Below are 25343 nucleotides of genomic sequence, written 5' to 3' on the forward strand. Positions count from 1 at the left end.
TCGGGCCTACTTGCCGTCGACCGACTGGCCGACCGACCACGGATTCGCGTCCGAGACCGGCGCAGGCAGAAGGTCCTCGGGGAAGTCCTGGTATGCCACGGGCCGCAGGAATCTTTCGATCGCCAACGTGCCGACGGACGTCGTGCGCGCATCGCTCGTGGCCGGGAACGGCCCGCCGTGGACCATCGCGTGTCCGACCTCGACGCCGGTCGGCCAGCCTCCGTAGAGGATCCGGCCGGCCAGCCGCTCGAGACGCGGACGCAGGGCGGCGACGTCGTCCCGATCCGAGGGCGAGGCCTGGACGGTGACCGTCAACTGGCCCTCGAGTGCCGCGACCAGTTCCTCGAGGCTCGCCGGTTCGGCGTAACGAACGATCAGGGACGCCGCGCCGAAGATCTCCTTCTGCAGCTCGCCGTTCGCGAGGAAGGTCTCGGCGTCGGTCCGGAACAGCACGGGACCGGGGGCATTGGCCCCTTCTCCGGCCGAACCGCGGGCGATGACGTCGACGCCGTCCTGACCGGACAAGTTCTCCACGCCCGACGCCCACGAGCTCGCGATCGAGGGTGTCAGCATCGTCTGCCCGGTCGAGGCGTCGATGTGCTCGACCGCGCGGGAGACGAACTCGTCCCCTTCGGGGCCTTCGGGCACGAAGACGAGTCCGGGCTGGGTGCACAGCTGGCCCGATGACCCCGTCGCCGAACCCACGAAGGCTTCAGCAAGGGAGGACGTCGCCGAGCCCAGGGCCCCGGGGAGCACGATCACGGGGTTGATCGAGCTCATCTCGGCGTAGACGGGGATGGGGGAGGGGCGCTCGAAGGCGGTGCGCGCGATGGCCAGCCCGCCCGATCGGGATCCGGTGAAGCCCACGGCGGTGATCCTGGGGTCCGCCACGAGCCTCTGGCCGATTTTCGCACCGGGCCCGTAGACGAGCGAGAACGTGCCACCGGGCAGGCCCTCCTGCGTCACGGCGTCGTGGATCGCCTGGGCGACCAGTTCCGCGGTTCCCGGGTGGGCGTTGTGGGCCTTGAACACCACGGGGCAGCCCGCGGCGAGGGCGGAGGCCGTGTCACCGCCGGCCGTCGAGAAGGCCAGCGGGAAATTGCTGGCCCCGAAAACGGCCACGGGACCCAGCGGAACCATGCGCTGGCGGATGTCTGCCCGCGGAGCCGGTTTCCGGTCAGGCTGCGCGGGGTCGATCCGGACCCTGTGGAACGAGCCCGAGCGGACCACTCCGGCGAAGAGTCGCAACTGGTTTGCGGTTCGCGTCAGCTCGCCGTTCAGACGGGCCTCGGTCAGGCCGGTCTCCCGCCGGGCACGATCGACCACGTCCTCCCTGAGTGCCTCGAGGTTGTCCGCGATGCGATCGAGGAACCGCGCTCGCGCCTCGGGGTCGGTCGCGCTGTATTCGGGGAACGCCTGCTCGGCGGCCCGGGTGGCGTCGTCGAGCTGGTCCGGGCCGATGAGGGTGAACACGGGATCGAGGTTCTCCTCCGTGCTCGGGTCCAGAGCCCTGATGTCTCCCTCGGTCCCTTCGATCCATTCACCGTTGATCAAGGACTGTCCGTTGAGAGTGGTGGTCATCGTGTTTCCCCTTTCTGGGTGGTGGGAACGTCCGCAACGTTCGCCGCGCGGACGAGCTGTTCGAGGTCGTGGTAGTCCTGCTCGCGCAGGTCGTGCAACGGGGGCCGGACCGATCCGCAGTCGTGTCCGACGATGCGCAGGCCGGCCTTGATGATCGAGACGCCGTAGCCCTTGCCGCGGTCCCGGATGTCGAGATAGGGCAAGACGAACCTGTGAAGTTTCTCCTGGACGGCCGCGTGGTCGAGGCGTCGGACGTCGGCGTAGAACTCCAGCGCGAAGTCCGGGACGAAATTGAACATCGCGGACGAATAGGTGCTGACTCCCATCTGGAGCAGCGGGAGCGCATAAGTCTCCGCCGTCGGCAGCCCGCCGAGGTAGAAGAGACGGTCCCCGTTCACCGCGGTCACGCGCGCCAGATGCTCGATGTCGCCCAGGGCATCCTTGAACCCGACGAGGTTGGGGTGCTTCTCGGCCAGTCGCGCAATGGTTTCGGCCGAGTAGATCGCGTTGGCCCGGTTGTAGACGATGACGCCGATGTTCACCGCGGAGCACACGGCGGAGGCGTGCTCGAGCAGCCCGTCCTGATCGCATTCGGTCAGGTACGGAGGGAGGAGAAGGATGCCTTCGGCCCCGGCCTGCTCGGCGGCCCGAGCGCACCGGATAGCCTGTTTCGTGGAGCCGGAAGCCGACCCGAGAACCGGGACCTCCGGCCGAGTCGAGCCGACGGCCCACTCGGTGACCAGCGCATTCTCTTCGGGCGTGAGGCTGAAACCCTCACCCGTGCCGCCCGCGGCGAAGAGCCCGGCGACGTCGAACCCCGACTGCCACTCGATGTGGTCCCGGTACGTGGTCTCGGCGAGTTCGCCCTGGGCGTCGAACGCGGTCGCTGGGAAAGAGAGCAAACCGTCCTTGAGACGATCCGCCAACTCGTGGGGTGAGAACTGCGCCATGGGAACTCCTCGAATGATTCGCGCGTCTGGAAGTGGGACTTCTCGGAGTCTATGAACTGCCTCTCATGCTCGTCCAAGTGCAATTCCGCATCCAGTGATGCATCAGGGGTATCATTATTGGGAGGTCAGCCCGCCCATTCGGCGGGGGCGGCGTCCAGAAGCTCTTTCAATCGCGATGCCGTGGGGGTCGCGTTGTCCGCCGAGGTGATGAGCTGGAGTTCGACGATGTCGCGGCGCAGGTCGTCGAACTGGCGGTAGCCCACGCCGGGGAAGTTCAACTTGGTCGCGGACTCCGGAACCAGGGCGATGCCGTGCCCGGCGGCCACCAGGCTGATCATCGTGGTGATCTGGCTCAGGGAGTGGGAGACGTCCGAGTGGTCGATCGAGAAGTTCCGGACGACGAGGTCGTAGAAGTACCGCGCCCCGTCCGCCGAGTGCATGATCAGCGGATGCCCGGCAACATCCTCGCGATGCAAATGGCGTCCGGAAAGCAACTCGTGGCCCGTCGGGGCGGCCAGGACGAGACCCTCGGTGTGGATCAGATCGGCCCGGAAGTCCTCGGAGGCGCTCGAAAGGCGGCCGAGACCGGCGTTGATGCGTCCGTCCTCGAGGGCCTCGAGCTGTCGCGAGGTGACCATCTGATGCAGCTCTACCGTGACATCGGGCATGCGCTCCTTCGCCAGGGTGAGGATCGGCCCCAGGAGTGTGAGTCCGGCCGCGGCGGTGTATCCGAGACTGAGCCGCCCGCGGAGGCCGCGCGATGCCTGGACGGCCGATTCTCCGGCCCTGGTCGCGTGCGAGAGGACCAGGCGTGCCTGGTCGAGGAACGTGGCGCCGGCCGCCGTGAGCTCGACCTTCCTGTGGGTGCGCCGAACCAGTTCGGTTCCCAGGCTCTTCTCCAGCTTCTGGATCTGGCGGCTCAGGGGAGGCTGCGTCATCGAGAGTTCCTCGGCGGCCCGGCCGAAGTGCAGGTTCTCCGCAACGGCGACGAAACACCGGAGCTGATCGAGGGTGAACATGCGCTCCTCCAGAACGAGTGATGCGGTTCAAGTATTACTTCATGCAAATCTAGTCTTAGACAATATTGAAACATGAATCATAAGCTCAATCACACTGTGAACCAGAACACGACCTGACGCATCCGACCTGCGCCGAGGCAACGCCCGGACGGCAGGGTTCGAAGGAGAATCTGATGCCTTTACTCATCGTGGCCATCGCAGTGGCATTGCTGCTGATCCTGATGACCAAGTACAAGCTCAACGGTTTCGTTGCGCTGCTGATCGTCTCGGTGCTCGTGGCCGGGTGGGGTGCCCTGTCGGGTGTTCTGACGGTGGACGACAAGCCCGCCGATGTCTCCGACATCCCGGACATCATCGGCAGCGGAATGGGCGGTCAGCTCGAAGAGACCCTTGCGGTGATCGGCATCGGCGCGATGATCGGCCGCATTCTGGGCGACGCCGGGGCCGCGCAACGGATCGCCCTCAAGGTGGTCGGGGCACTCGGCGAGAAACGTGTCCAGTGGGCGATGATCGCCACGGCCATGCTCATCGGCGTGACCATGTTCTACGAGGCGGCCTTCGTGATCGTGGTCCCGATTGTCTTCACCCTGGTCCGGGCGACGCGCACGAACCTGCTCTGGGTCGGTTTGCCGATGTCGATCGCCCTGTCCACGATGCACTCCTTCCTTCCCCCGCACCCGGGGCCGACGGCGGCGGCGAGCATCTACCAGGCCTCACCCGGCCTCTCCCTGCTCTACGGACTCTTCATCGCCGTCCCTGCCGGTGCCATCATCGCGATGGTTTGGCCGCGGCTGTCCTTCGTCAAGAAAATCGATCCGGAGATCCCCCGGGGGCTCGTGTCCGAGAAGTCCTTCACGGAGGACGAGATGCCGACCATGCTCCGGTCCGTCGTCGTCGCCCTGCTTCCCGTGGTGCTGATCGCCGGAGCCGAAATCTACATCATGGTCGGTACCGAGGGGACGCCGCTGATGCACGCGGTGACCTTCATCGGTTCCCCGACGATCGCGTTGCTGCTGTCCCTGATCGTCGCGATCATCATCTTCGGTCCCCTGAGCGGCCGACCGCTCACGGAACTCGCCGTCTCGATGGCCGACTCGGCGCGCGCCATGGCCATGATCATCATGGTGATCGCCGCCGGCGGCGGCTTCAAGGAGGTCCTGGTCTCGACCGGTATCGCCCAGTACATCGCGGACATGACCTCCGGGTGGCCGATCCACCCCATCATCCTGGTCTGGCTGACCGCCGTGATCCTTCGCATCGCCCTGGGGTCGGCGTCCGTCGCGGTGACGACGGCGGCCGGCATCGCTGCCCCGCTCGTCGGTTCGAGCGGCATCTCCCCGGAGCTCATGGTCCTGGCGACCACGTGCGGTTCGATCGCCGTCAGCCACGTCAATGACCCCGGGTTCTGGATGTTCAAGGAGTACTTCAACCTGTCGGTCGTCCAGACCCTCAAGGCGCGCACCACCTACACCACGGTCCTCTCGGTCCTCGGGCTGGGAGGCGTGCTCGTCATGAACCTGGTCATCTGAGCCGGCTTGCCGCGCCCGTGACCTCGTGGGTCTCGAGTCGACCGGCGGGCCGGGCCGGCGCGGAGCCTTACGCTGCCGTGCCGCCGGGTCTGCGGCGTGGCCGGAGTCCGGCGCGTGCCAGATCGCGAATGCTCGTGGGGGCGGACAGAAGAAGGATCAGAAGAGAGCCGACCATGAGCGCGCGGAAGTCGAACAGCCAGAAACCGACGATCCCCAGGGAGCCGCCGACCATGAACAACAGGACCAGAACGGCCAGGACCTTGGCCTTGTGCGGATCCATCCGAACCGATGAGGCGCCTCGCGGGATTCCGCCGTAGATCCATTTGCCGATCTCGACGCCCAAATCGGTGATCATCCCGGTCACGTGGGTCGTGCGCACGGGGAAGTCCCGGATCTTCGTGATGAGCGCATTCTGGAGCCCCATCGCGAAGCAGAGCGCCGGAACGAGGATGAGATCCGCCCGCACATGGTCGAGGTCGCCCGCGAGAAAACCCACGGCGAGGACCAGAAGGCCTTCGACGGCGAGGACGTTCGCATACCTGCTCGCCAGTCTTCGTCTCTTCGCCCAGGTAAAGAGGATCGTGCTCGCCATGGTTCCGGCGATGAAGGCACCTACGGCCAGCACACCGGTGAGCAATGAGTCGAATTTGGCGAGCATCGTGTGCTGGGCAATGTCGGCCACCATGCCACTCATGTGGGAGGTATAGATTCCGAGGGCCGTGAAGCCGACGGCGTTCAGTGCCCCCGCTTGAAGGACGAGCATATAGGCCAGATGGCGGTCGGATTTCGGGTGACGGTGCGGGCCGGAGACCACGTGGGGATATCGCGACGCTCTCGTCAGACGGGCTGCTATGGGGCTGGTCGAGTTCTTCAGGGCTGGTCCTCACAATCTTTGCTGTGGCGGGGCCGGTCCGGCGTATGAGGCCCGCTGGAAGCGGACGCCAGGGCACATGCGGCTTCTCTGAGGTTTTCACCCTGTCAGTCCCGCACGTCGGAGCACCAGGGTTCGGCGGCTATTGGTCCTTTCGTGACACGCCCCGTTCGACGCCGACGGGTGACGAAGCCCCGCCCGGACACCCCCGGCACGCAGCCCCTCGGATGCAATCCCCACACACAGGCCTCCACGCAACACCCGATCAGAAAGGCACGCCATGACGGACACCACCACTATTGCGGACATCAGAATCACACCGGTCGCCTTCGCCGACCCACCCCTGCTGAATTCGGTCGGCGTGCACGAACCGTACGCGCTGCGTTCCGTCGTCGAGGTCGAAACGTCCGGCGGCGTCGTCGGGCTGGGGGAGTCCTATGGCTCCTCGATCCACGTGTCCCGGCTGAAGATGGCCGCGGAATCCTTGCGCGGGCTCGACGTGCAGAACCTGTATGCGCTGCGCCAGGCCGTGGCGCGAGCACTGACGGACGACCGAACATCGGGCGGCGACGGAATGGCGGGGATGGTCACGGCCTCCTTGACCCTGGACCGCGTGTACTCCCCGTTCGAGGTCGCGGCCCTCGATATCCAGGGTCAGCAGTACGGCGTTCCGGTCAGCACCCTCCTCGGAGGACCGGCCAGGGACGAGGTCTCGTTCACCGGATACCTTTTCTACAAGTGGGCGGGGCACCCCGGCGCGGAACCCGACCGATGGGGTGAGGCGCTCGACGCTGCCGGGATCCTGGCCCAGGCCGAGACCATGGTCGAGGAGTACGGGTTCACCGCGCTCAAACTCAAGGGAGGGGTTCTCGCCCCCGAGGCGGAAGCGGAGGCCGTGGAAGCGCTCGCGGACCGGTTCCCGGGGATGCCGATCCGGCTCGATCCCAACGCCGTGTGGTCGGTCGAGACGGCCGTTCGGGTCGGCCGACGGCTCGAGGGCAAGCTCGAATACCTCGAGGACCCCTCGCCGGGTCTGGACGGCATGGCGGACGTGAGGCAGCGGGTTCCGATGCCGCTGGCCACGAACATGGCGGTCGTGGCCTTCGACCAGCTCCCAGAATCCGTGCGACGCGGCTCCGTCGACGTGATCCTGTCCGACCCGCACTTCTGGGGCGGGCTCGGGCAGACCAAGCTCCTCGCTGGAGTGGCTCAGACCTTCGGCATGGGACTGTCCATGCACTCCAACTCCCACCTGGGGATCAGCATGGCCGCGATGCTTCACGCCGCGGGCGCGACCCCCAATATCGACTACGCGTGCGACACGCACTGGCCATGGAAGGACCCCGAGGACGACGTCGTGGCCGGTTCGCCGTTCTCCTTCGACGCCGGCGCCGTCGCGGTCCCGACGTCGCCCGGGCTCGGCGTCTCCCTCGACCGCGACAAGCTCCGACGACTGCACGAACAGTACTTGGCCTCGGGGATGACCGAACGCGACGACACCGGGTACATGCGGCGGTTCGATCCGGCCTTCGACCCGAGCCTCGGCAGGTGGTGAAGCCGCGGGTATGACGCCCACGGAATGAAGTGCGCCACGTTGCGCCATGGTGATGGGCACAGGGCTCCATGTCTGTCGAGCGACCCCGACTCCGTGGTTCGATATCCTGGGTACATCGGTGCGGCCCGGGGTTCCCCGAGATCCCGGCGCTCCGACGGCTGACCCCGCTGACGGTGATGGCACGTTCCCCGCGTCCGACGGCGGCCGATGCCCCGGATCATGAATCACGACGTCCCGGCCCAGTGCGTGACACTTGGGGGATACGGAATATGCTTGATCCGTTCAGGAAAGTACCTTCCCCGCCCATCGGAGTTCAGAGATTTGCACAAGTTGAAAGAGGCCGACCCCCTCCAGGCCTCCGCGGTCGGCCAGTCCGTCGCTTGGGGCAAGGTGATTCTTTTCGGGGAACACTCGGTGGTCCACGGCCATCCGGCGATCGCATTTCCTCTGCCCCAGGTCGGGCTCACGGCCACCGCGACGCCGTCCCCCGGGCCGGTGTGGCTCACGGTCGACATCTACGACGGCCCCTTGTCCAGCGCGCCTCCCATGCTCGCCCCGCTGGGAGCGACGATCACCGCGACACTCCGACGCATCGGACGCCCGGAACGCGGACTCCACATCACCTGTATCGGGGACTTTCCCCTCGAGCGGGGTCTCGGCTCGAGCGCGGCGGGTGCAGCCAGCATCGTCAACGCAATTCTCGATCTCACGGGCGACGACCTGCCCAAAACCGTCCGTCACGAACTCGTCCAGACGGGTGAACGGGTCGCCCACGGCAACCCGTCCGGTCTGGACGCCTACACCGTGCTCAGCCGGTCGCCGATCTGGTTCCAGAACGGGTCCGCCGAAGGCATCGAGGTCAACCTGGGCGCGCCCATCGTCGTCGCCGACTCGGGACAACCAGGCGACACCCACTCCGCGGTCGGCGCCGTGACCGAAATGCGCCGGACCAACCCGGACGACGTCGCCCGATACTTCGAAACCATTCGTGACCACACGATTGCAGCACGGGAGAACCTCAAGAACGACGAACGCGTGGCCCTCGGTCGCCGCATGTACGAAGTGCACGAAGCACTCCACGAACTGTCTGTCTCCAGCCCGCACCTCGATCAGCTCGTGCGCTCGGCGCGTGAAGCCGGTGCTCTCGGCGCCAAACTGACGGGCGGAGGTCGCGGCGGTTGCGTGATCGCCCTGGCGAGCGACTTCCAGCACGGGCAGGACCTCGCCTCGCACCTGTTGCAGGCCGGGGCGCTCCAGACCTGGATCCTGAACCCCGAGGAGCTCGAGCAGTGACCGCAGAGCGCGCCACGGCAGTGGCCCACCCCAACCTGGCCCTCATCAAGTACTGGGGCAAGAGGGACGAACAGCTGGTCCTCCCGTGGACCGGCAGCCTGTCCCTGACCCTCGACGTCTTTCCGACCCGGACGAGCCTCACCCTCGACCCGTCCCTGGACGAGGACCGGTTCCTCCTCAACGGTGCAGCGGTCACCGGAACGCCCCTGGACCGGGTGCGCACCTTCCTCGACCTGGTCCGCGAGCAGTCCGGGAGCCGCGTCCGGGCGCGCATCGAATCCGAGAACTCCGTGCCGACCGGGGCCGGGCTGGCCTCGAGTGCCTCCGGCTTCGCCGCACTGGCCACGGCGGCGAGCAGCGCCTACGGCCTCCCCACGGACACCGTTTCCCTGTCCCGCCTCGCTCGGCGCGGTTCGGGGTCGGCGTGCCGCTCGGTGATCGGCGATCTCGTCGAATGGCACGCGGGCGAGGGCGCAGGCGAGGTGGCCGACGCGGCGTCGTACGCGGAGAACATTCCCGGACCGGAATTGGCCATGGTCATCGTGGTCGTCTCCGCTGCGGAGAAGGCCGTCTCCTCCAGGGTCGCGATGCGTGAAACGATCCGGACCTCGCCGTACTTCGACGGGTGGGTCACCGGAACCACGCAGGATCTGATCGACATGCGCGAGGCGCTCGCGGCGGGCGACTACACCCGCGTCGGGGAACTGACCGAGTCCAACGCCCTGCGCATGCACGCGGCGATCAACGGATCCCGACCCCCCGTGCGGTACCTCGCCCCCACATCGGTGGAAGTCTTCGACACGGTCGAAAGGCTGCGGGCCGACGGGCTGGAGGTCTACGGAACGGCCGACGCCGGTCCCAACGTCGCGGTCCTCTGCCGGAACGCCGACCTGGAGCGGACCCACCGTGCGCTGGCCGACCGCTTCCCCGGTCTGGACCTCATTCCGGCCCGGTCCGGACCGGGCGCGCACTTGGTGGAGAACGAATGATCGTTACCGAGGCACCCGGCAAGCTCTACGTTCTGGGGGAGTACGCCGTCGTCGAGCCCGGGCATCGAGCGATCCTGATTGCTGTGGACAGGTACGTCCGCGTCGAGGCCCGACCGGCCGAGGACGCCGGAACATTGTTCTCCACGGGCACCGACCGGAGCCTTTCGTGGCGGCACTCCGGCGACGTCGTCGACTTCGACGAGGACACCGCGGGCTTCTACCGTTACCTCATCGCGGCCCTCGACACGGTCGAGGGGCTGCGCCGGGAGCAGGGGATCGCCGCCCGGCACTACGAATTGCACGTCAGCAGCCACCTGGACGACGCCGCGACCGGAACCAAATTCGGTCTCGGATCGTCGGGGGCCGTGACCGTCGCCGCCGTCGCTGCCATCGGCGGGATCTACGGTCTCGAGCTCACCCCGGACCAGGTCTACCGCCTGGCGATGATCGCGACGGTGCAGGTCACCCGCACGACCTCGGGAGGAGACATCGCCGCGAGCGCACTCGGGGGATGGGTCTCCTATGCTTCCCCCGACCGTCAGTGGCTGTTCGACGCCTCGCGCGAGCGTTCCGTCGCGGAGCTCCTGGACGCCCCCTGGCCGGGCCTGCGCCTCGAGCGTTTGGACGAGCTCGACCCCGACCGCGACGATCGGGCAGTCCCCGCGACCGCCGGATTCGCGGAACCGGGCGACGTCGAGTCCGTCGAGGAATCGCCGTTGACGGTCCGCGTCGGTTGGACGGGCGAACCCGCTGACACGCCGGAGCTCGTGGGTCGTCTGCGCAAGGACACGGCCCTGCCTGCGGACCTCCTGGACCGTAGCGACGACCTCGTCGAACGCCTGGAACACGTTCTGACTAGTGGAAACACTGATAATGTGGCCGATATCGTGGCCGCGGCGCGGGCTCTTCTGGGAGAATTGGCCCAGCAGCGCGCGAGCATCATCGAAACCCCCGAGCTGACCGAGCTGGTCGAATCCGCGCTGAAGACCGGGTGGGCCGCCAAGTCCTCGGGATCCGGCGGCGGCGACTGCGGCATCGCGGTCGGCCCGGCGGGGCGCGACGACCGCGACCTCGAAAGGGCCTGGATCTCGGCCAATATCCGCCCGCTGCCTCTCCGCGTATCACCGCGCGGCCAGAAGATCCTGACCGACTCAGCACGCCCCACCGACCCGAGGGACTCCGCATGACCGGAAACCGCAAGGACGACCACCTGAACTTCGCCGCGGCCCAGCAGCGCGAGGAACCGCACCGCACGCCGTGGGACGACGTCCGGCTGGTCCACCACGCCCTCGCAGGGATCGACGCCGCGGACGTGGACATTTCGACTTCTCTGCCGGGCGGCGTCCGCTGGCCCCTGCCGTTCTACATCAACGGCATGACCGGCGGGACCGAGACCACGGGACGCGTCAACGCGGCCCTCGCGGAGGCTGCGGCCGAGACCGGAATCGCCATCGCGACCGGATCGATGAGCATCTACCTGCGCGACGAGACCGTCCTGCCGACGTTCCGCGTGCTCAGGGACAAGAATCCGCGCGGCTTCGTGATGGGCAACCTCAGCGCCGACGCCACGCCGGACCAGGCGCGCCGCGTGGTCGACGCGCTCGAGGCCAATGCGCTCCAGATCCACGTCAACTCGGTCCAGGAGACCGTGATGCCCGAAGGGTCCCGCGGGTTCGGGGCGTGGAGCGAGAACATCGCGGCCGTGGTCGAGGCGACACCGGTTCCGGTGATCGTCAAGGAAGTCGGTTTCGGAATGACCCGCGAGACCATCGCCCGGCTCGCTTCCTTGGGTGTGACCGTCGCGGACACGGCGGGCAACGGCGGGACCAATTTCGCCCGGGTCGAGAATGACCGACGGGCCGGCAAGGACTACTCGTTCCTGGCCGATTTCGGCCAATCGGCGCCGTTCTCGCTGCTCGATGCGACCACCCTCCCGGAGGCGACGCAGCGCCCCGCACTGCTGGCCTCGGGTGGGGTGCGCAACCCCTACGACGTCGTCCGCGGGCTTGCCCTCGGCGCGCGTGCCGTCGGTGTCGCCGGAACGTTCTTGCACACCGTCCTGGGCGAGACCGGCCTCGACGCCGGCGCCGACGGTACCGAGCGACTCGTTCAGCAGATCACCGACTGGCGGGACCGACTGACCGAAATGTACGCGATGCTCGGGGCGGCCACGACGCAGGACCTGAGCACAACTGACGTGCTGATCAGCGGCGAACTCGCCGAATCCGCACGGCTGCGCGGGGCGGACCTCGAGTCCCTGGCCTCCAGGCGCGGCACCAGCAAATGACCGGAGGAAAAATGCAGGAACCGTTTCAGACACCCGTCCCGACCCAGTGGATCGGTCCGATCCGCGTGTCCGGGAATGTGATCGGAAACGAAGAGGTCGAGGTCCCCCTGGCCACCTACGAGACGCCCTTGTGGCCCTCGGTCAAGCGCGGATCCAAGATCTCCCGCATGGTCGAGGGCGGGATTCGGGCGACCCTGGTCGATGACCGCATGACCCGTTCCGTCTACTTCGAGGCCCCCGACGCCGGGACCGCGCACCGCGTGGCCCAAGAACTCGATGCGCGCCGCGACGACCTGCAGGCCGTGGTCTCCGGGGCGTCCCGCTACGCGAAGCTCATCGACCTGCACTTCCAGCACGCGGGCAACCTCCTGTACGTGCGCTTCGACTTCACCACCGGCGACGCCTCGGGGCACAACATGGTCACGCTCGCGGCCGACAACCTGATGCCGTGGATCCTCCAGCAGTATCCGGAACTGAAGTACGGATCGATCTCCGGGAACTTCTGTTCCGACAAGAAACCCACCGCGGTCAACGGAATCCTCGGCCGCGGCAAGAGCGTGATCACCGAAATCCTGATCCCGCGCGACGTCGTCGTCCGGTTCCTCAAGACCACGCCCGAACAGGTTGCGGACCTCAACACCCGGAAGAACCTGGTGGGCACGAATCTTGCCGGCGGCCTCCGCGCGGCCAACGCCCACTACGCGAATATGCTGTTGGCGTTCTACCTTGCCACAGGCCAGGACGCGGCGAATATTGTGGAAGGATCACAAGGCATCACGACGGCCGAGGTCCGGGACGGGGATCTGTACTTCTCGTGCAATCTGCCCAATCTCATCGTGGGAACAGTCGGAAACGGCAAGGGCGCGGGCCTGAGCGTGGTCGAGGACAACCTGCGGAAGCTCGGTTGCCGCGAGGACCGGGAGCCGGGCGGGAACGCGCATCGTCTCGCGGTGCTCTGCGCCGCATCGGTCCTGTGCGGGGAGCTTTCCCTCCTGGCCGCTCAGACCAATCCTGGTGAGCTCATGGAAGCCCACGTGAAGATCGAAAGGAATCAGTAGTTGAGCACTGACAACACCCAGACTTTCCCCGAGGGCGCCGGCAACGGCGACGCGCGCACAGCGGCGTCGGGCCCTGCCGCCAGCGGCATCCAGGACATTGCCTTCGCGACCGGTCACTACTCCTTCGATCTCGCGCACCTCGCCGAGAAGCAGGGGATCGACGTCAACAAGTACTACATCGGCATCGGCCAGGAGAAGATGAGCCTGCCCGCCGAGGACGAGGACATCGTGACCATGGGCGCCGCGGCCGCGCAGCGCATCATCGACCGCAACGGCACGGACGGTATCCGCACGCTGCTGTTCGCGACCGAGTCGGGCATCGACCAGTCCAAGTCGGCCGGGGTGTACGTGCACGGTCTCCTCGACCTGCCCCGCGAGGTCAGGACGATCGAGACCAAGATGGCCTGCTACGGCGGTATCGGGGCCCTTCAGATGGCCCTGGGCATCGTGGCCCGGAACCCGGAAGAGAAGGTTCTGGTCATCGCCGCCGACGTCGCCCGGTACGATCTCGAGACCTCGGGCGAGCCCACGCAGGGCGCGGCCGCCGTCGCATTCCTGGTCCAAGCCGACCCGGACATTCTGGCGATCGAACCGGCCCAGGGCGTGTACACGCTGGACGTCCAGGACTTCTGGCGGCCGAACTACCGCAACACCGCGCTGGTGGACGGCAAGTTCTCGGTCGGCGCCTATCTCGACGCCCTGGTCGGAGCGTGGCACGACTACCGCGCCCATGGCGGCGTGGACTTCGATGACATCGACTGGTTCTGCTACCACCAGCCCTTCACCAAGATGGCGGTCAAGGCACACGTGCGACTGACCGAAGAGGCCGGCACGCCGTTGGAGAAGGCCGACGCCGCGGCCGCCCTGGCCCCGACCTTCGGCTACAACCAACAGCTCGGCAACAGCTACACGGCCTCGATCTTCCTGGGCTTCCTGGCGCTGCTCGACTCCGACCAGGAGATCCCGGGGGAGCGCGTCGGCTTCTTCTCCTACGGCTCCGGCGCGGTCTCCGAGTTCTTCGTGGGCGTCATCCAGCCCGGATACCGCGATCACTTGAGGGTCCAGGAACACCAGGGCATCCTGGACGCCCGCGAACCGATCGGTTACGACCAGTACCGCGCGCTGCACCCGGGTACGTTCGTCGAGGCGCAGGAAAACTTCACGACCGAGCGCCGGACCCGGTCCCCGTTCCGTTTCGAAGGCGTCGAAGAAGGCTCGAGGCTGTACGGCCGGGCGTGATGGGCGCTGCGGTGGCTTCGTGCGGCGGCGCTGTGTCGAGGTGGCTCTGTGTCGAGGTGGCAGTTTTGAGCGCCACTCCATGCTGAGGTGGCAATTTTGAGCGGATTTCGCGGGTAAAACTGCACAAGGTTGCCACTTCGCGCTCCGGATCGCGCAGAATTGCCACCTCGCGCGGGCTTGCTGGCGACATCGCGTGGGGTCGCGGCCTTTTTGGGTGGGGTTTGCCTGATGGTGTGGGGGTTGCCCGCCGACGTAGGTCGGTGATTGGGAGCTTTCGGGTTCTGTTGGGTGGTGGTTACCCGATGGTGAGGCGTTTTCCCGCCGACGTCGGTCGGTAAATGGGCGCTTTCCAGCCCCGTTGGGTGGGGGTTGCCTGCTGGTGAGGCGTTTTCCCCCGTTAGGTGGTGGTTCAGCCGCCTCCTAACGGCGGTAAGCGGCACCGAATCGGGTAACCGCCACTCAACACATGCGCCAGACTCCGCCTGAGAGCCCAAGAGCCCAAGAGCCCAAGAGCCCAAGAGCCCAAGAGCCCAAGAGCCCAAGAGCCCAAGAGCCCAAGAGCCCAAGAGCCCAAGAGCCTGAGAGCCTGAGAGCCTGAGAGCCTGAGAGCCCAAGAGCCTGAGAGCCCAAGAGCCTGAGAGCCCGAGAGCCCGAGCCCCAGACTCAGCCGCTTTTCAACCGGACCCGCCCCGCCCCGCCCAACCGGATCCTGCACTCGCGCCGCCCAACCGGACCCTGACCCGCGCCGCTCCGCGCGACTCAGTCGGACCTTGGGGTCCTCGTCTCGACGCCGGAGTCCTCCTCCAGCAGGGCGAAGATCAGGGTGTCGTTCCATTCGCCCTTGTTCCAAAAGTCTTTCCGCTGGTGGCCTTCGCAAGACATACCCACCCGCCTGGCCAGTGCGGCCGACGCCGTATTCCGCGGATCAACCCGCGCCACGACGCGGTGAACTCCGTACTGTTCGAAAGCCAGCTTCAGCGTCGCCGTGACCGCTTCTGTCCCGAAGCCTCGACGCGAATACTCCGGATCGACGGTCCACCCTATTTCGGCGATGCGGTAGTCGCGGTCGGTGTACCAGGTCGACACCCATCCGGCGGGTTTGCCCTCGACCTCGAACGCGAGGCTCAGCGCGCCGGCGTCGTCGTCCAGGCCTGTGCGGGCCATCCGTTCGCGATTCTTCTCGCGTGCGCCCTCTTCCGAGAGGGGGCCATACGGCAGGTATCGACAGACATCCGCACGGGAAAGAATGCGGTGCATCCACCAAGCATCCGACTCTCTGTGAAGCCGTAGTTCGAGTCTTTCGGTTCGGAGTGGAAGCATCACATGAGTCATGGGGTCCTCACCCTTGCCCGGCCGGAGCCCGGTGGGCCGGAGCCTCCTCGACCTGGATTCCGTCTTTCCCGACCGAGACCGACACGTCGGTCAGGGAGTCGACGACGACGTCGGCGTCGTCGACCTCGGCACGCTGGTGGGAGGTGCACACGGCGAGCACGGTCGCACCCGCGGCGCGACCGGCGGCGATGCCTGCCGGCGCGTCCTCGATGACAAGGCAACGGTCGATGGATGCGCCGAGAGCGTCGGCTGCCTTGCGGTAACCCTCAGGATCGGGTTTGCCCGCGACGACGTCGTCCGCAGCGATCAAGTGGTCGGGGACCGGCAGGCCCGCGGCAGAGAGCCGCTTGCGCATCAGCCGCCCGGATCCAGAAGTGACCGCGGCCCAACGAGTTTCGGGGAGTCGGCCCAACAGGTCCGCCGCGCCGGGGAGGGCCGTCACCCCCTCCAGATCTTGTAATTCCATGTTTTCCAGCTCGGCGGTCGCGGCCGGAATCTCCGACGCCGGCAAATACCTGGCGACGACGTCGCTCGAGCGAACCCCGTGGCAGATGCTCAGAATGTGGGCGGCGTCGAGATCGTGCTCGGCAGCCCACGTCCTCCACGTGCGTTCGACGGCGGTGGTGGAATCGACGAGCGTCCCGTCGATATCGGGCTCATCGCATTTGAGGGTGTAGGTGGTTCCTGAAGCCGCCGGTGTCGAGCAGCGATCGGGCTATGTAGTTCGTGAGGTTCCGGAATCCGAGGGCGGAGCCGCGGAGGTGTTCCAGGCGCCCGTTGATCGCCTCTGTTGGCCCGTTGGACGTGCCGGGCCGGTCGAAGAACGCGAGGATGTCGGCGGCGCGCTGCTTGAGCGTGCGGCCGAGCTTGCGGACCTCCACGAGCGCGGCGGGGACGCCGCTGGAGACGGAATCGATGACGGCTGTCATCAGCTTCTTCGCCGTCTTCCGATCGGGTTCGCGGTAGGCAGCGATCACGCGCTGGTAGATGCCCCAGGTCGCCTCGACCTCGACGTGCTCGGAGACCGCGAACAGTGCCTCGAGACGGGTCTGCTGCCGGTCAGTGAGCAGCTGCGCGCCGGTGTGGAGGATGCGGCGGGCCTTGTAGAGCGGATCGTTTTTGCGGCCCCGCCGGCCGTGCAGGCACTGCTGGACGCGACGACGGCAGGTGTCGAGGGCGTCGCCGGCGAGGCGGACGACGTGGAACGGGTCCATCACCGCCTGCGCGTCCGGGAGCTCCTCGCTGACGGCGGTCTTGAAGCCGGTGAACCCGTCCATCGCGACGACCTCGACACCATCGCGCCAGTCCTGCGGGCGTGCGGCGAGCCAGGTCTTGAACACGGCTTTCGAGCGACCCTCGATCATGTCCAGCAGACGGGCGGGGCCGGTCTTGTCGCGGTTCGGGGTGAGGTCGATGATGACGGTGACGTACTTGTCGCCGACTCTCGTGTGGCGCCAGACGTGCTCGTCGACGCCGATCACGGCGACGCCGTCGAACCGGGCGGGATCGTCGATCAGCACTCGACGCCCTTCAGCGAGGACCGCGTTGTTCGCCGTGTGCCAACCGACACCGAGGCCGGCGGCGACGCGGGCGACGGTGAGGTGGTCGATCACGAGCGCTTCCAACGCCCACCGCATCCCGCTACGGGACAGCTTGGCTCGCTCGGGCGCCGCTGCCGTGAGGTCCTCACGCCAGGACCGTCCGCATCCCGAGCACTTGTAGCGGCGGACCCGGACCAGCAGCGTCGTCGGGCGATGACCGAACGGCTCGTGGGCGAGACGCCGCGTGTCCGTCCCGCGCGAGAGCGCCTGGCTACCGCATCCCCGGCACCACGGATCCGGCTCGGCGACGCGGCACTCGATCACCGCGCGATCCGGCTCAAAAAGCTGACCGGTGGCCACGAGGCCGAGCTCGTCGAGATGGCAGAACACGGTCAGATCAGGGGTCGCGAAGGTAGCGTGGTGCACGTCGAGGTCTTCCGGCAGATGGTCAGTGTGAGAACTTCCATCATCGGAAGGCCTCGACCCTCATCCGGCGACCGACGCGCTCAGCCACCTACCCCCTCAACTGCGAAGAGCCCGATATCGAACAGAATTGCTTCATAGTGACCTATCACGCACCTCACGCTACGTCATCGGTGCCGGGCGGGCGATCCTCCGCCGGCGTCCGGCGTCCGGCGTCCGACGTCCGGCTCCGGCCGGGCCCGCCCGAAGCGTCCGCCCGGCTCCCGGCCCGTCCGGCCCGAAGCGTCCGCCCGGCTCCCGGTCCGCCCGGCCCGAAACGGCCACCCGGCCCCCGGCCGGGCCCGCCCGACTCCCCGCCCGAAGCGTCCCGCCGGGCACCCCCGCCCGCCCGGATCCAGCCAGTCGCTATGCCAGCCCGTAGACCTTCGCGAAAGGGTCCCAGGAACTGTCCCGGTGCGGTTCGTACTCGATCGCCCGGGCCGCGGCGTCGGCGTCCTCCGCGCCGAGGAGATCGGTCATCAGGGCGTGCGTCATGTCCATCCCCGCGGCGACTCCCGACGACGTCCACCGGTCCCGGTCCCTGACCCACCGGGCCTCCGCGACCCACTCGACGTCCGGCCCGCAACTGGTGGCCCACTCGAAGGCCTTCTTGTTGGTCGTTGCGCGGTACCCGTCGAGCAGGCCCGCGGCCGCCAGCAGAGCCGAGCCGGTGCACACCGAACCGATCAGCGGGCACGCGGCACCCACGTCGGCCAGCCACCCGAGGAAATCAGCGTCTCGCGACAGCGGCCGCGTGCCCGCGCCCCCTGGGACCAGGAGCATGTCCGTTTCGGCGCCGACGACGCCGTCGTACGCGACTTCGGAGACGACGCCGACGCCCTGGGAGCTCGCGACCGGTCCGACCTCGGGGCCGCACCACGTGATTCGACAATGGGGCGACTTGCTCAGGAGCTCGACGGGACCGAAGACATCCAACAGTTCGAATCCCTCGAACAGGATGACGCTGAGACGGAGCGGATCCACCGGTTTGGTCATGCGGCGATACTAGCAACCCAGCGGTCGCCCTCAGCCGGTGATTCCCCCGAACACTGCGCGTGCGGTACCGGCGATGGCGGCCTTCTGGCCGTCGGTGTCGTCCGCCCGGCTCGACGTGGTGAAGACCGACATGATGATCGGTCCGCCCTGCTTCGGCCAGATGACGGCGACGTCGTTGGACTCGCCGTGGGTGCCGGACCCGGTCTTGTCGCCCACGAGCGTCCCCTCGGGGAGGCCGGCACGGATCTGTTCGGCACCGGTCGCCGACTCCTTCATCCACCCGACCAGTTTGTCGCGTCCGGAAGCGGACAGTGCGCCACCGAGCGTCAGACGGTTCAGCGTCTCGGAGAACGCGGCCGGAGTGGTGGTGTCGAGACCGCCGGAAGCGTCGTTGAGATCGGGCTCGATCCGGTCGAGCCGAGTCGTGAGGTCGCCCGTGGAGCGCACGAAGTCGGTCACGGCCTCAGGACCGCCGCACTGCTCCATCAGCAGGTTCGACGCCGTGTTGTCGCTGACCGTCAGGGCGGCAGCGCAGAGTTCCTCGACCGTCATCCCGTCCTCCAGATGCTTGCTGGTCACCGGCGCGTAGGCCAGGATGTCCTCCTGGGTGATGTCGACGCGCCGCCCGAGCAGCTTCGGGTCATGGGACGCGCGGTTCAGGACCGTCGCGACCACCAGGACCTTGCTCACCGAGCAGAGCAGGAAGGGTTGTTGGTCCCGGTAGCCGAAGCACTCGCCTGTCGATGTGTCGATGGCGTGGACACCGATCTCGCCGTCGAGCTGGCGTTCGAGCTCACGAAGCTCGGAGACCACGTCGGAGTTCTGAGTGCCGCCAGCCGCTGGTGTGCCGCCGTCGGACGGTGTGCCGCCCGGGGCCGAGGCTCCCGCGGCGGTGGCGACGAAGGCCGCCGGGATCGCGGCTGCCGCGCCCGCGAGTATCGTTCGACGGGTCATGGAACTCGACGCGGCCTGTCGGCCTGCGGATCGGGCGGAGTGCTCCTGGGGAAGAAGGAACGACATGGTCTGCCTTTCTCTGGGGGGGGTGAGGCCGCGAGGCTGGGTATCCCGACGGCGCATGAGGTCACCCGACCGGACGCAGCGGCAACCGACGCACGACGTCGTCGTCATCCGCTGACGCGGGCGAGCGATGTTTCTTGGCCCACTCTATCTGGCCCGTATCGATGAGTTTCTGCAGGCGTTCCAGACGGGCGGCGGTCGTTTGGTCCTCGGGCTGGTGGATCGAGAGGGCGAGCCTGCGATCTTCCTGCACCACGAGCGTCAGATTGCTCAGGCGCAAGGTTCCCACCCAGGGGTTGTCCACGGTCTTGACGTGGTTGGCTTCGCGCACCACGTCACCGGAATCCCAGAGTTCCCGGAATTCGGCGTGGGCGCGGAGCTTGTCCAGGTGCGCTCCCCAGTCCGGGTGCTCGGGGGACTCGCCGAACGATGCTCGCAGCTTGGCGACGACGATCCGGAGCTGGTCGGGGTCGTTCCGGTAGGCATCGTGCCACGCCGGGTTGTTCAGGAGCTGCTGGACGCAGGACCGTTCCGTCGCTTCGTCGGCGTCGTCGATCAGGAACCGAAAGGCGGGGTTGTAGACGCGCCACCGGTAGAGCTCGTCGTGGACCATCGCGGGGTACGGCATGGCCTTGTCCAGCATCGCGCGGAGCCTGTCGTCGATGATGCTGGTACCCGGGCGTTGGGCCTGTGCGGGGTAGCCGCCGAGGCGAAACAGGTGGGCGCGCTCTTCGGGTTCGAGCAGCAACGCGTCGGCGATGGCGGTCAGGACGTCCACGGAGGCATGGACCTCGCGGCCCTGTTCGAGCCACGTGTACCAGGTGGTCCCGACGTGGGCCAGGACCGCGACCTCCTCGCGGCGCAACCCCGGCACGCGGCGTCGCGGTCCGCACGGCAGGCCGACGTCCCGAGGCGTGAGCCGATCGCGGCGGCTGCGCAGGAATGCGCCCAGCTCGTGATTGCTCAGCTCCTGGGAGGTCGACCTTGTCATGAGGACATTGTTGCAAGGTCGGCAACCAGGTGGGAACCCCCTCAGCCTGGTAGTGGCACTACCAGCATGGCCCGGCACTGCCACTGGCTAGCCCACCGCAGCATGGTGGTCACATGAACAAACCAATCCTGTGGCCGCTGCACCTGGCGGCCTTGCTGTCCACTTTCGTCTTTTCCCTCGGGTCCATGACGGCTCCCCAGATGAAGGAATCGCTCGGGGCCGACGACGGCCAGAGCGCGCTCATGGTCGGCATCTTCGCCGCCGCGTTCGCCTCCGGGATCATCTTCTGCGGCCGTCTGGGCGACAAATTCGGGCGACGCCGGCTGTTCATCATCGGCATGATGGGGCTCGCGGTGTGCTCCGTGGGGGTGGCCTGCGCGTGGAGCCCCGGTGCGGCCATTGCAGCCCGGGTCGCGCAAGGTTTCGCGGCCGCGGCGATGATGCCGCAGATCCTGTCGATCATCCAGTCCGCCGTCTCCGGCACGGACCGGATCCGTGCGGTCGGGGTCTACACGGCCGCGGCCGGCGTGGGCACCGTGGCCGGTCAGGTCATCGGCGGGTTCCTGGTCTCTGCGGGCGGTCCCGACCTGGGGTGGCGGCTGGCGTTCGCCGTATTCGCCGTCCTCTGCGTTCTGGCCGGGCTGAATGCGTTCCGTCTGCCCGCCGACGGGGGAAAACCGCAACTGCAGACCGACCCGGTCGGGGCCTTGCTGCTGCTGACCGCGCTCGGCAGCCTGATCACCGGGCTCTCGCTGGGACCCAAGGCGGGGTGGCCGACCTGGTGCGTGGCCCTGTTGGTGCTCGCGGTGGCGGCCCTCGCCGGGCTGGTCCTTCAACAGAGGTCGACGGCTCGGCGCGGTGGACAACCCCTGCTTCCTCCGGACGTGCTCCGTGCCCGTCCGCTGGCGATCGGCGGCGTCATGGCCATGGTGTTCTTCGGAGGGTACGGGGCATGGACATTCAACTACGCCGTGCTCACCCAGTCCGGTCGGGGCGAGCCCGCCTGGCTGTCCGGGACCGTGCTCGTTCCTTTCTGCGTGGCCTTCCTCCTGGCGTCGTTGCAATACCACCGCATTACCGCCCGGCTGGGCGGTCCCGGCACGATGCTGGTCGGCGCCCTGCTCCAGGGTATTGGTCTGGTCGGCGTCGGCCTGGTTTCCGTGGTGTCCGACGCCGGCTGGGAATGGTGGTTCCAGGTGCCCGCCGTCGTGCTGGGTGTCGGCCAAGCGCTCCAATTCGGTCCGCTGGTCTCGACCGTGATGGCGGAAGTCCCGGAACGAGTCGGGGGACTGACGGGCGGTTTGATCTCGACGATGCAGCAAACGGGGATTGCCGCCGGTGTCGCCACGATCGGCGCGGCCTACACCTGGTTCCAGTCCCTGGTCACGCCCACCCAGGCATTCGGGATCGTCTCGGTCGGGCAGGTGGCACTGGTCGCGGCGTTCGCCGTGGGCGCCGTCGTGCTTCGACGAGCCGCGAAGTCAGCCGCTTCCGCGGCTCCGGTGCCTGCGACGCCCGAGTATCCGGACCGGGGTGAAAGCCTGCCGGGGGCCGATCAGCCGGCGGCGGCGCAACAAGGGGTTCGCTGCTCCTGAGGCGGCGGGGCGGTCACCCGTGGTCGATCCTCGCCTCGACCAGGCCCGCGGTGGCCTCCGCGATGGCACGCTCCTCATCGGTCGGAACCACCAGCACGGTGATCGCGGAATCCTCACCGGAGATCACGCGCGTCTCTGCGCTGCGGACCTCGTTCGCCTCCGGGGCGAGGGTGATGCCGAGGGCGCTCAGCTCGTCCACCACGAGCCTCCGGAAGGCCGCCGAGTTCTCGCCGATCCCCGCCGTGAAAACGAGGCACTGCATCCCACCGACCGCCACGTGGTACCCGCCGATGTACTTGGCCAGGCGATACGCGGCCATATCCATGGCCAGCTGAGCCCCCGAGTCGCCGGATTCGGCGCGCTGCTCGAGCTCCCTCATGTCGTTGGTTCCGCCGACGGCGGTCAGGCCGGATTCCTTGTTCAGGATCTCGTCCAGCCGCTCGGCGTCGACGTCCTTGTTGCGCGTCAGGATTCCGGTGAGCACGGAGGGATCGATGTCGCCCGAACGGGTGCCCATGACCAGGCCGGCCAGGGGCGTGTAACCCATCGAGGTGTCGATCGATGCTCCGCCCCGGATGGCCGTGACCGATGCGCCGTTGCCCAAGTGCGCAATCACGGCGTCGAAATCCTCACGGTCCACCCCGAGGAACTCCGCCGCCTTCCCCGTGACGTAGTCATGGCTCGTGCCGTGGAAGCCGTAACGACGGATGCCGTGCAGACGGTAGAAAGCATCGGGGATGGCATAGCGCCAGGCCTTTTCCGGCAGGGACCTGTGGAAGGCCGTATCGAAGACCACCACCTGGGGCATCTCCGGCCACTTCTTCTGGATGGCCCTCAGCCCGAGAGCCGCCGCCGGGTTGTGCAACGGCGCCAGCGGCGCCAGACGCTCGATCGCGCGAATGATCTCATTGTTCACGATCACGGGCGCCGAAAAGCGCTCGCCGCCGTGCACGACCCGGTGCCCCACGGCGTCGATCTCCCGACCGTTCAATTCCCGATCCAGGCGCTCCGCCATGACGTCCAGCGCCTGGGAATGATCGGCGATCTCCCCGCCCTCACCGATGTTCTCGATCAGGCCCTTGGTGAGGACTTCGTCCCCCTCCGCGCCGAGGGTCGCCTGTTCCAGCGTGATCCGCTCGTTGATCGCCGGCATCGAGGACGTATAGGGGGCGACGTTCTCCTCCGAGGTGGTGACCTCGCGTACCTGGTACTTGATCGACGAGGAGCCGGAATTGATAACGAGGACGAGCATGGCGTTCCCTTCGCGTCGTGACGGTATGAGGCTTATTATTCCACCGTCACGACGCGCAGGGAGACCCTTGTGGATATCAGTTCTGCGGCCTGACAAGCCTGCCCGCGGCGTCGTCCTCCGCTGCGATCTCCGCAACCTTGTAGTGCATCTTCTTGCCCGTCGGGGTCAGAGGGACCTCCTCCACGAACCGGTACTCGCGGGGGCGCTTGAAGTCGGCCAGCCGCTGGTTGGCCCGGCAGAGCTCGTCCAGCTCTTCGGGTGCAGCACCGTCGCCCTCCGGGATGATGTACGCGGCAACCCGCTGGCCCCAGTGGGGGTCCGAAACGCCGACGACGACGGCGCTCGCGACCCCAGGGTGCTCCTCGAGGACCTCTTCGACCTGGACGGGATGAATATTTTCCCCTCCGGAGATGATCATGTCGTCCTTGCGGCCGACCACGGTCACGAATCCCTGTTCGTCCCACGTCGCGAGGTCGCCCGGGTAGAGCCACCCGTAATGGAATTTTTCCTCGTCCCGATCCGGATTGTTGTAGTACGAGAACCCCGACTTGGGCGAACGCATGATGACTTCACCGATCTCGGTGTTGTCCTGCGCGGCGGTCTCCTCGGGCGTGGCGACGCGGTCCTCGAAGATCCGCACGACGGCGACGTCGTCGTCCGTGCTGGCCCGCCCCGCGCTGCCCGCGTGGTCGGGGAGGTCCTCGGGCCGGAGGAACGTGTTCCAGAATGTTTCCGTGGTGCCGTACCCGTTGAAGATCCGGGGCGTCAGCACCTCCTGGTAGCGGATGGCGTCGGCCCGCGACAGCGGTGCACCCATCGTGACGATGCCTCGCAGCGTCGTCAGGTCGCGAGGGCGACGCTCCTGCGCGGCGGCGAGCATGCCCAGGGTCACGGGGGCGCCGATGAGGAACGTGATGCCGAGTTCCTCCGTCAGGTCCAGGGCCTTGTCCGGGTCGAAGGCGCGCATCGGGACCACGGAGCCGCCCGAGTAGAACACCGGGTTCGGGCCGCCCGAGTAGAGACCACCGCGGTGGAACCACGGGGTCGTGTTGAGCGTGCGATCATCCGGCGACAGGGGGAAATGCATGATGACGTCGTGTGCGGACATGACCTCGACGAGGGAGGGCAGCGGAACACCCTTCGGCATCCCCGTGGTACCGGAGGTGTACAAGCGGGTCGACTCCTCGTAGGTCGAGAAGTCTTCCGGAACGTGCGGGTGGTCATCGGGCGCAGTCTCGACGGCGTTCCAGAAGTCGACGACGTTCTCGCCCGTTCGCCCGTCCAGGACCCACTCGGTGGGCGTATCGGCTGCCAGTTCGACGGCGTGCTCCGCGGTCTGCTGGTACTTGCCCGTGTACACGAAGACCTTCGGCGAGCTGTCATCCAGAATGTGGGAGGTCTCGCCCGCGGAGAGCCGGTAATTGATCGGTACGCTCACCGCGGCGATGCGCTGGGTCGCGAGGTAGAGGATCGCGAATTCCGGGCAGTTGGGCAGCTGGTAGACGACGGCGTCGCCACGGCCGACGCCGGCCTCGGCCAGCGCCGACGCCGTGCGGGCGACGTCGGCGTCCAGCTCGGCGTAGGTCCAGTTGCGTCCGGTCTCCGGATCGAGGATTGCCGAGTCGTTGCCGTACCGGCGAATGTTGCGGCGGAAGCCCGCCTCATAGGTGAAGGCGCCTTCGAAGTATTCCTTGAAGCGTTGGGGGTCGTACACCTTCCGCATCTCCTGATTTCGACGAGTGATTTACATAGCTAAACTATAGATTGTCTGTGCCGCGTCCGAGAC

Annotated in this window: 21 protein-coding genes; 9 read left to right on the top strand and 12 right to left on the bottom strand. The window is 67.3% G+C overall.

The window, feature by feature from the left end; genetic code table 11:
* Positions 1 to 6 precede the first annotated feature (6 nt).
* The 3 genes from ACTSLZ_RS02735 to ACTSLZ_RS02745 all read right to left on the bottom strand — a co-directional run bounded on the left by ACTSLZ_RS02735 (position 7) and on the right by ACTSLZ_RS02745 (position 3550).
* Positions 7 to 1581: an aldehyde dehydrogenase (NADP(+)) gene (locus ACTSLZ_RS02735; RefSeq protein ID WP_443095632.1), complete on the bottom strand. Its 1575-nt coding sequence runs from the start codon at positions 1579 to 1581 to the stop codon at positions 7 to 9.
* Entirely contained in the window at positions 1578 to 2531 is a 954-nt protein-coding gene (gene kdgD, locus ACTSLZ_RS02740) for a 5-dehydro-4-deoxyglucarate dehydratase (RefSeq protein ID WP_397555292.1), read from the bottom strand. Before kdgD ends, ACTSLZ_RS02735 begins: the two co-directional genes overlap by 4 nt.
* Positions 2532 to 2656: 125 nt before the next feature.
* Complete coding sequence (locus ACTSLZ_RS02745) at positions 2657 to 3550, bottom strand: LysR family transcriptional regulator (RefSeq protein WP_129316400.1); 894 nt, start codon at positions 3548 to 3550, stop codon at positions 2657 to 2659.
* A 173-nt stretch (positions 3551 to 3723) separates the two neighbouring features.
* Between ACTSLZ_RS02745 and ACTSLZ_RS02750 the strand changes: the two genes are divergently transcribed.
* Complete coding sequence (locus tag ACTSLZ_RS02750; RefSeq protein WP_129316399.1) at positions 3724 to 5079, top strand: gluconate:H+ symporter; 1356 nt, start codon at positions 3724 to 3726, stop codon at positions 5077 to 5079.
* A 67-nt stretch (positions 5080 to 5146) separates the two neighbouring features.
* Here the strand turns inward: ACTSLZ_RS02750 and ACTSLZ_RS02755 are convergent, their stop codons facing one another.
* Entirely contained in the window at positions 5147 to 5842 is a 696-nt protein-coding gene (locus ACTSLZ_RS02755) for a YoaK family protein (RefSeq protein WP_443095633.1), read from the bottom strand.
* A 388-nt stretch (positions 5843 to 6230) separates the two neighbouring features.
* Between ACTSLZ_RS02755 and ACTSLZ_RS02760 the strand changes: the two genes are divergently transcribed.
* From ACTSLZ_RS02760 to ACTSLZ_RS02790, 7 genes are all read left to right on the top strand, one after another.
* Positions 6231 to 7505, top strand: a complete 1275-nt coding sequence (locus tag ACTSLZ_RS02760) for an enolase C-terminal domain-like protein (protein ID WP_443095634.1) — start codon at positions 6231 to 6233, stop codon at positions 7503 to 7505.
* A 321-nt stretch (positions 7506 to 7826) separates the two neighbouring features.
* On the top strand, positions 7827 to 8798 hold the full coding sequence (mvk, locus tag ACTSLZ_RS02765) for a mevalonate kinase (RefSeq protein WP_129316396.1): 972 nt from the start codon (positions 7827 to 7829) through the stop codon (positions 8796 to 8798).
* Complete coding sequence (gene mvaD, locus ACTSLZ_RS02770; RefSeq protein ID WP_443095635.1) at positions 8795 to 9787, top strand: diphosphomevalonate decarboxylase; 993 nt, start codon at positions 8795 to 8797, stop codon at positions 9785 to 9787. Before mvk ends, mvaD begins: the two co-directional genes overlap by 4 nt.
* Entirely contained in the window at positions 9784 to 10974 is a 1191-nt protein-coding gene (locus ACTSLZ_RS02775; RefSeq protein ID WP_443095636.1) for a phosphomevalonate kinase, read from the top strand. The genes mvaD and ACTSLZ_RS02775 overlap by 4 nt, the downstream gene beginning before the upstream one ends.
* Entirely contained in the window at positions 10971 to 12074 is a 1104-nt protein-coding gene (gene fni, locus ACTSLZ_RS02780; protein WP_436594950.1) for a type 2 isopentenyl-diphosphate Delta-isomerase, read from the top strand. Before ACTSLZ_RS02775 ends, fni begins: the two co-directional genes overlap by 4 nt.
* Positions 12075 to 12085: 11 nt before the next feature.
* Complete coding sequence (locus ACTSLZ_RS02785) at positions 12086 to 13132, top strand: hydroxymethylglutaryl-CoA reductase (protein WP_197964342.1); 1047 nt, start codon at positions 12086 to 12088, stop codon at positions 13130 to 13132.
* Positions 13133 to 14371 carry a hydroxymethylglutaryl-CoA synthase gene (locus tag ACTSLZ_RS02790; protein ID WP_178979193.1) on the top strand — a complete coding sequence of 413 codons (1239 nt, stop codon included), beginning with the start codon at positions 13133 to 13135 and terminating at the stop codon, positions 14369 to 14371. It abuts the gene before it with no gap.
* Positions 14372 to 15130: 759 nt separating this feature from the next.
* Here the strand turns inward: ACTSLZ_RS02790 and ACTSLZ_RS02795 are convergent.
* The 6 genes from ACTSLZ_RS02795 to ACTSLZ_RS02820 all read right to left on the bottom strand — a co-directional run bounded on the left by ACTSLZ_RS02795 (position 15131) and on the right by ACTSLZ_RS02820 (position 20710).
* Positions 15131 to 15703 carry a GNAT family N-acetyltransferase gene (locus ACTSLZ_RS02795; protein WP_338100834.1) on the bottom strand — a complete coding sequence of 191 codons (573 nt, stop codon included), beginning with the start codon at positions 15701 to 15703 and terminating at the stop codon, positions 15131 to 15133.
* Positions 15704 to 15710: 7 nt separating this feature from the next.
* Positions 15711 to 16352 carry an HAD-IA family hydrolase gene (locus tag ACTSLZ_RS02800; protein WP_443096084.1) on the bottom strand — a complete coding sequence of 214 codons (642 nt, stop codon included), beginning with the start codon at positions 16350 to 16352 and terminating at the stop codon, positions 15711 to 15713.
* A 7-nt stretch (positions 16353 to 16359) separates the two neighbouring features.
* On the bottom strand, positions 16360 to 17670 hold the full coding sequence (locus ACTSLZ_RS02805) for an ISL3 family transposase (RefSeq protein ID WP_179628043.1): 1311 nt from the start codon (positions 17668 to 17670) through the stop codon (positions 16360 to 16362).
* A gap of 402 nt (positions 17671 to 18072) precedes the next feature.
* Positions 18073 to 18702 carry a DJ-1/PfpI family protein gene (locus ACTSLZ_RS02810; RefSeq protein ID WP_443095637.1) on the bottom strand — a complete coding sequence of 210 codons (630 nt, stop codon included), beginning with the start codon at positions 18700 to 18702 and terminating at the stop codon, positions 18073 to 18075.
* Positions 18703 to 18732: 30 nt separating this feature from the next.
* Complete coding sequence (gene bla / locus ACTSLZ_RS02815; protein WP_443095638.1) at positions 18733 to 19722, bottom strand: class A beta-lactamase; 990 nt, start codon at positions 19720 to 19722, stop codon at positions 18733 to 18735.
* A 61-nt stretch (positions 19723 to 19783) separates the two neighbouring features.
* A complete protein-coding gene (locus ACTSLZ_RS02820; RefSeq protein ID WP_443095639.1) occupies positions 19784 to 20710 on the bottom strand; it encodes a helix-turn-helix transcriptional regulator in 927 nt (308 codons plus the stop codon).
* Positions 20711 to 20823: 113 nt separating this feature from the next.
* Between ACTSLZ_RS02820 and ACTSLZ_RS02825 the strand changes: the two genes are divergently transcribed.
* Complete coding sequence (locus tag ACTSLZ_RS02825) at positions 20824 to 22305, top strand: MFS transporter (RefSeq protein WP_443095640.1); 1482 nt, start codon at positions 20824 to 20826, stop codon at positions 22303 to 22305.
* Positions 22306 to 22318: 13 nt separating this feature from the next.
* Here ACTSLZ_RS02825 and ACTSLZ_RS02830 read toward each other — a convergent pair whose 3' ends face one another.
* Together ACTSLZ_RS02830 and ACTSLZ_RS02835 are read right to left on the bottom strand one after the other, a co-directional pair.
* Positions 22319 to 23557, bottom strand: a complete 1239-nt coding sequence (locus ACTSLZ_RS02830; RefSeq protein ID WP_443095641.1) for an acetate/propionate family kinase — start codon at positions 23555 to 23557, stop codon at positions 22319 to 22321.
* Positions 23558 to 23633: 76 nt separating this feature from the next.
* Positions 23634 to 25271 (bottom strand): class I adenylate-forming enzyme family protein, encoded by a 1638-nt coding sequence (locus ACTSLZ_RS02835; protein WP_443095642.1) that lies wholly within the window; start codon positions 25269 to 25271, stop codon positions 23634 to 23636.
* Positions 25272 to 25343: the final 72 nt, after the last annotated feature.

It is taken from the genome of Rothia koreensis (assembly GCF_052232265.1).
In the GTDB taxonomy this organism is placed as follows: Bacteria; Actinomycetota; Actinomycetes; order Actinomycetales; family Micrococcaceae; genus Rothia; species Rothia koreensis.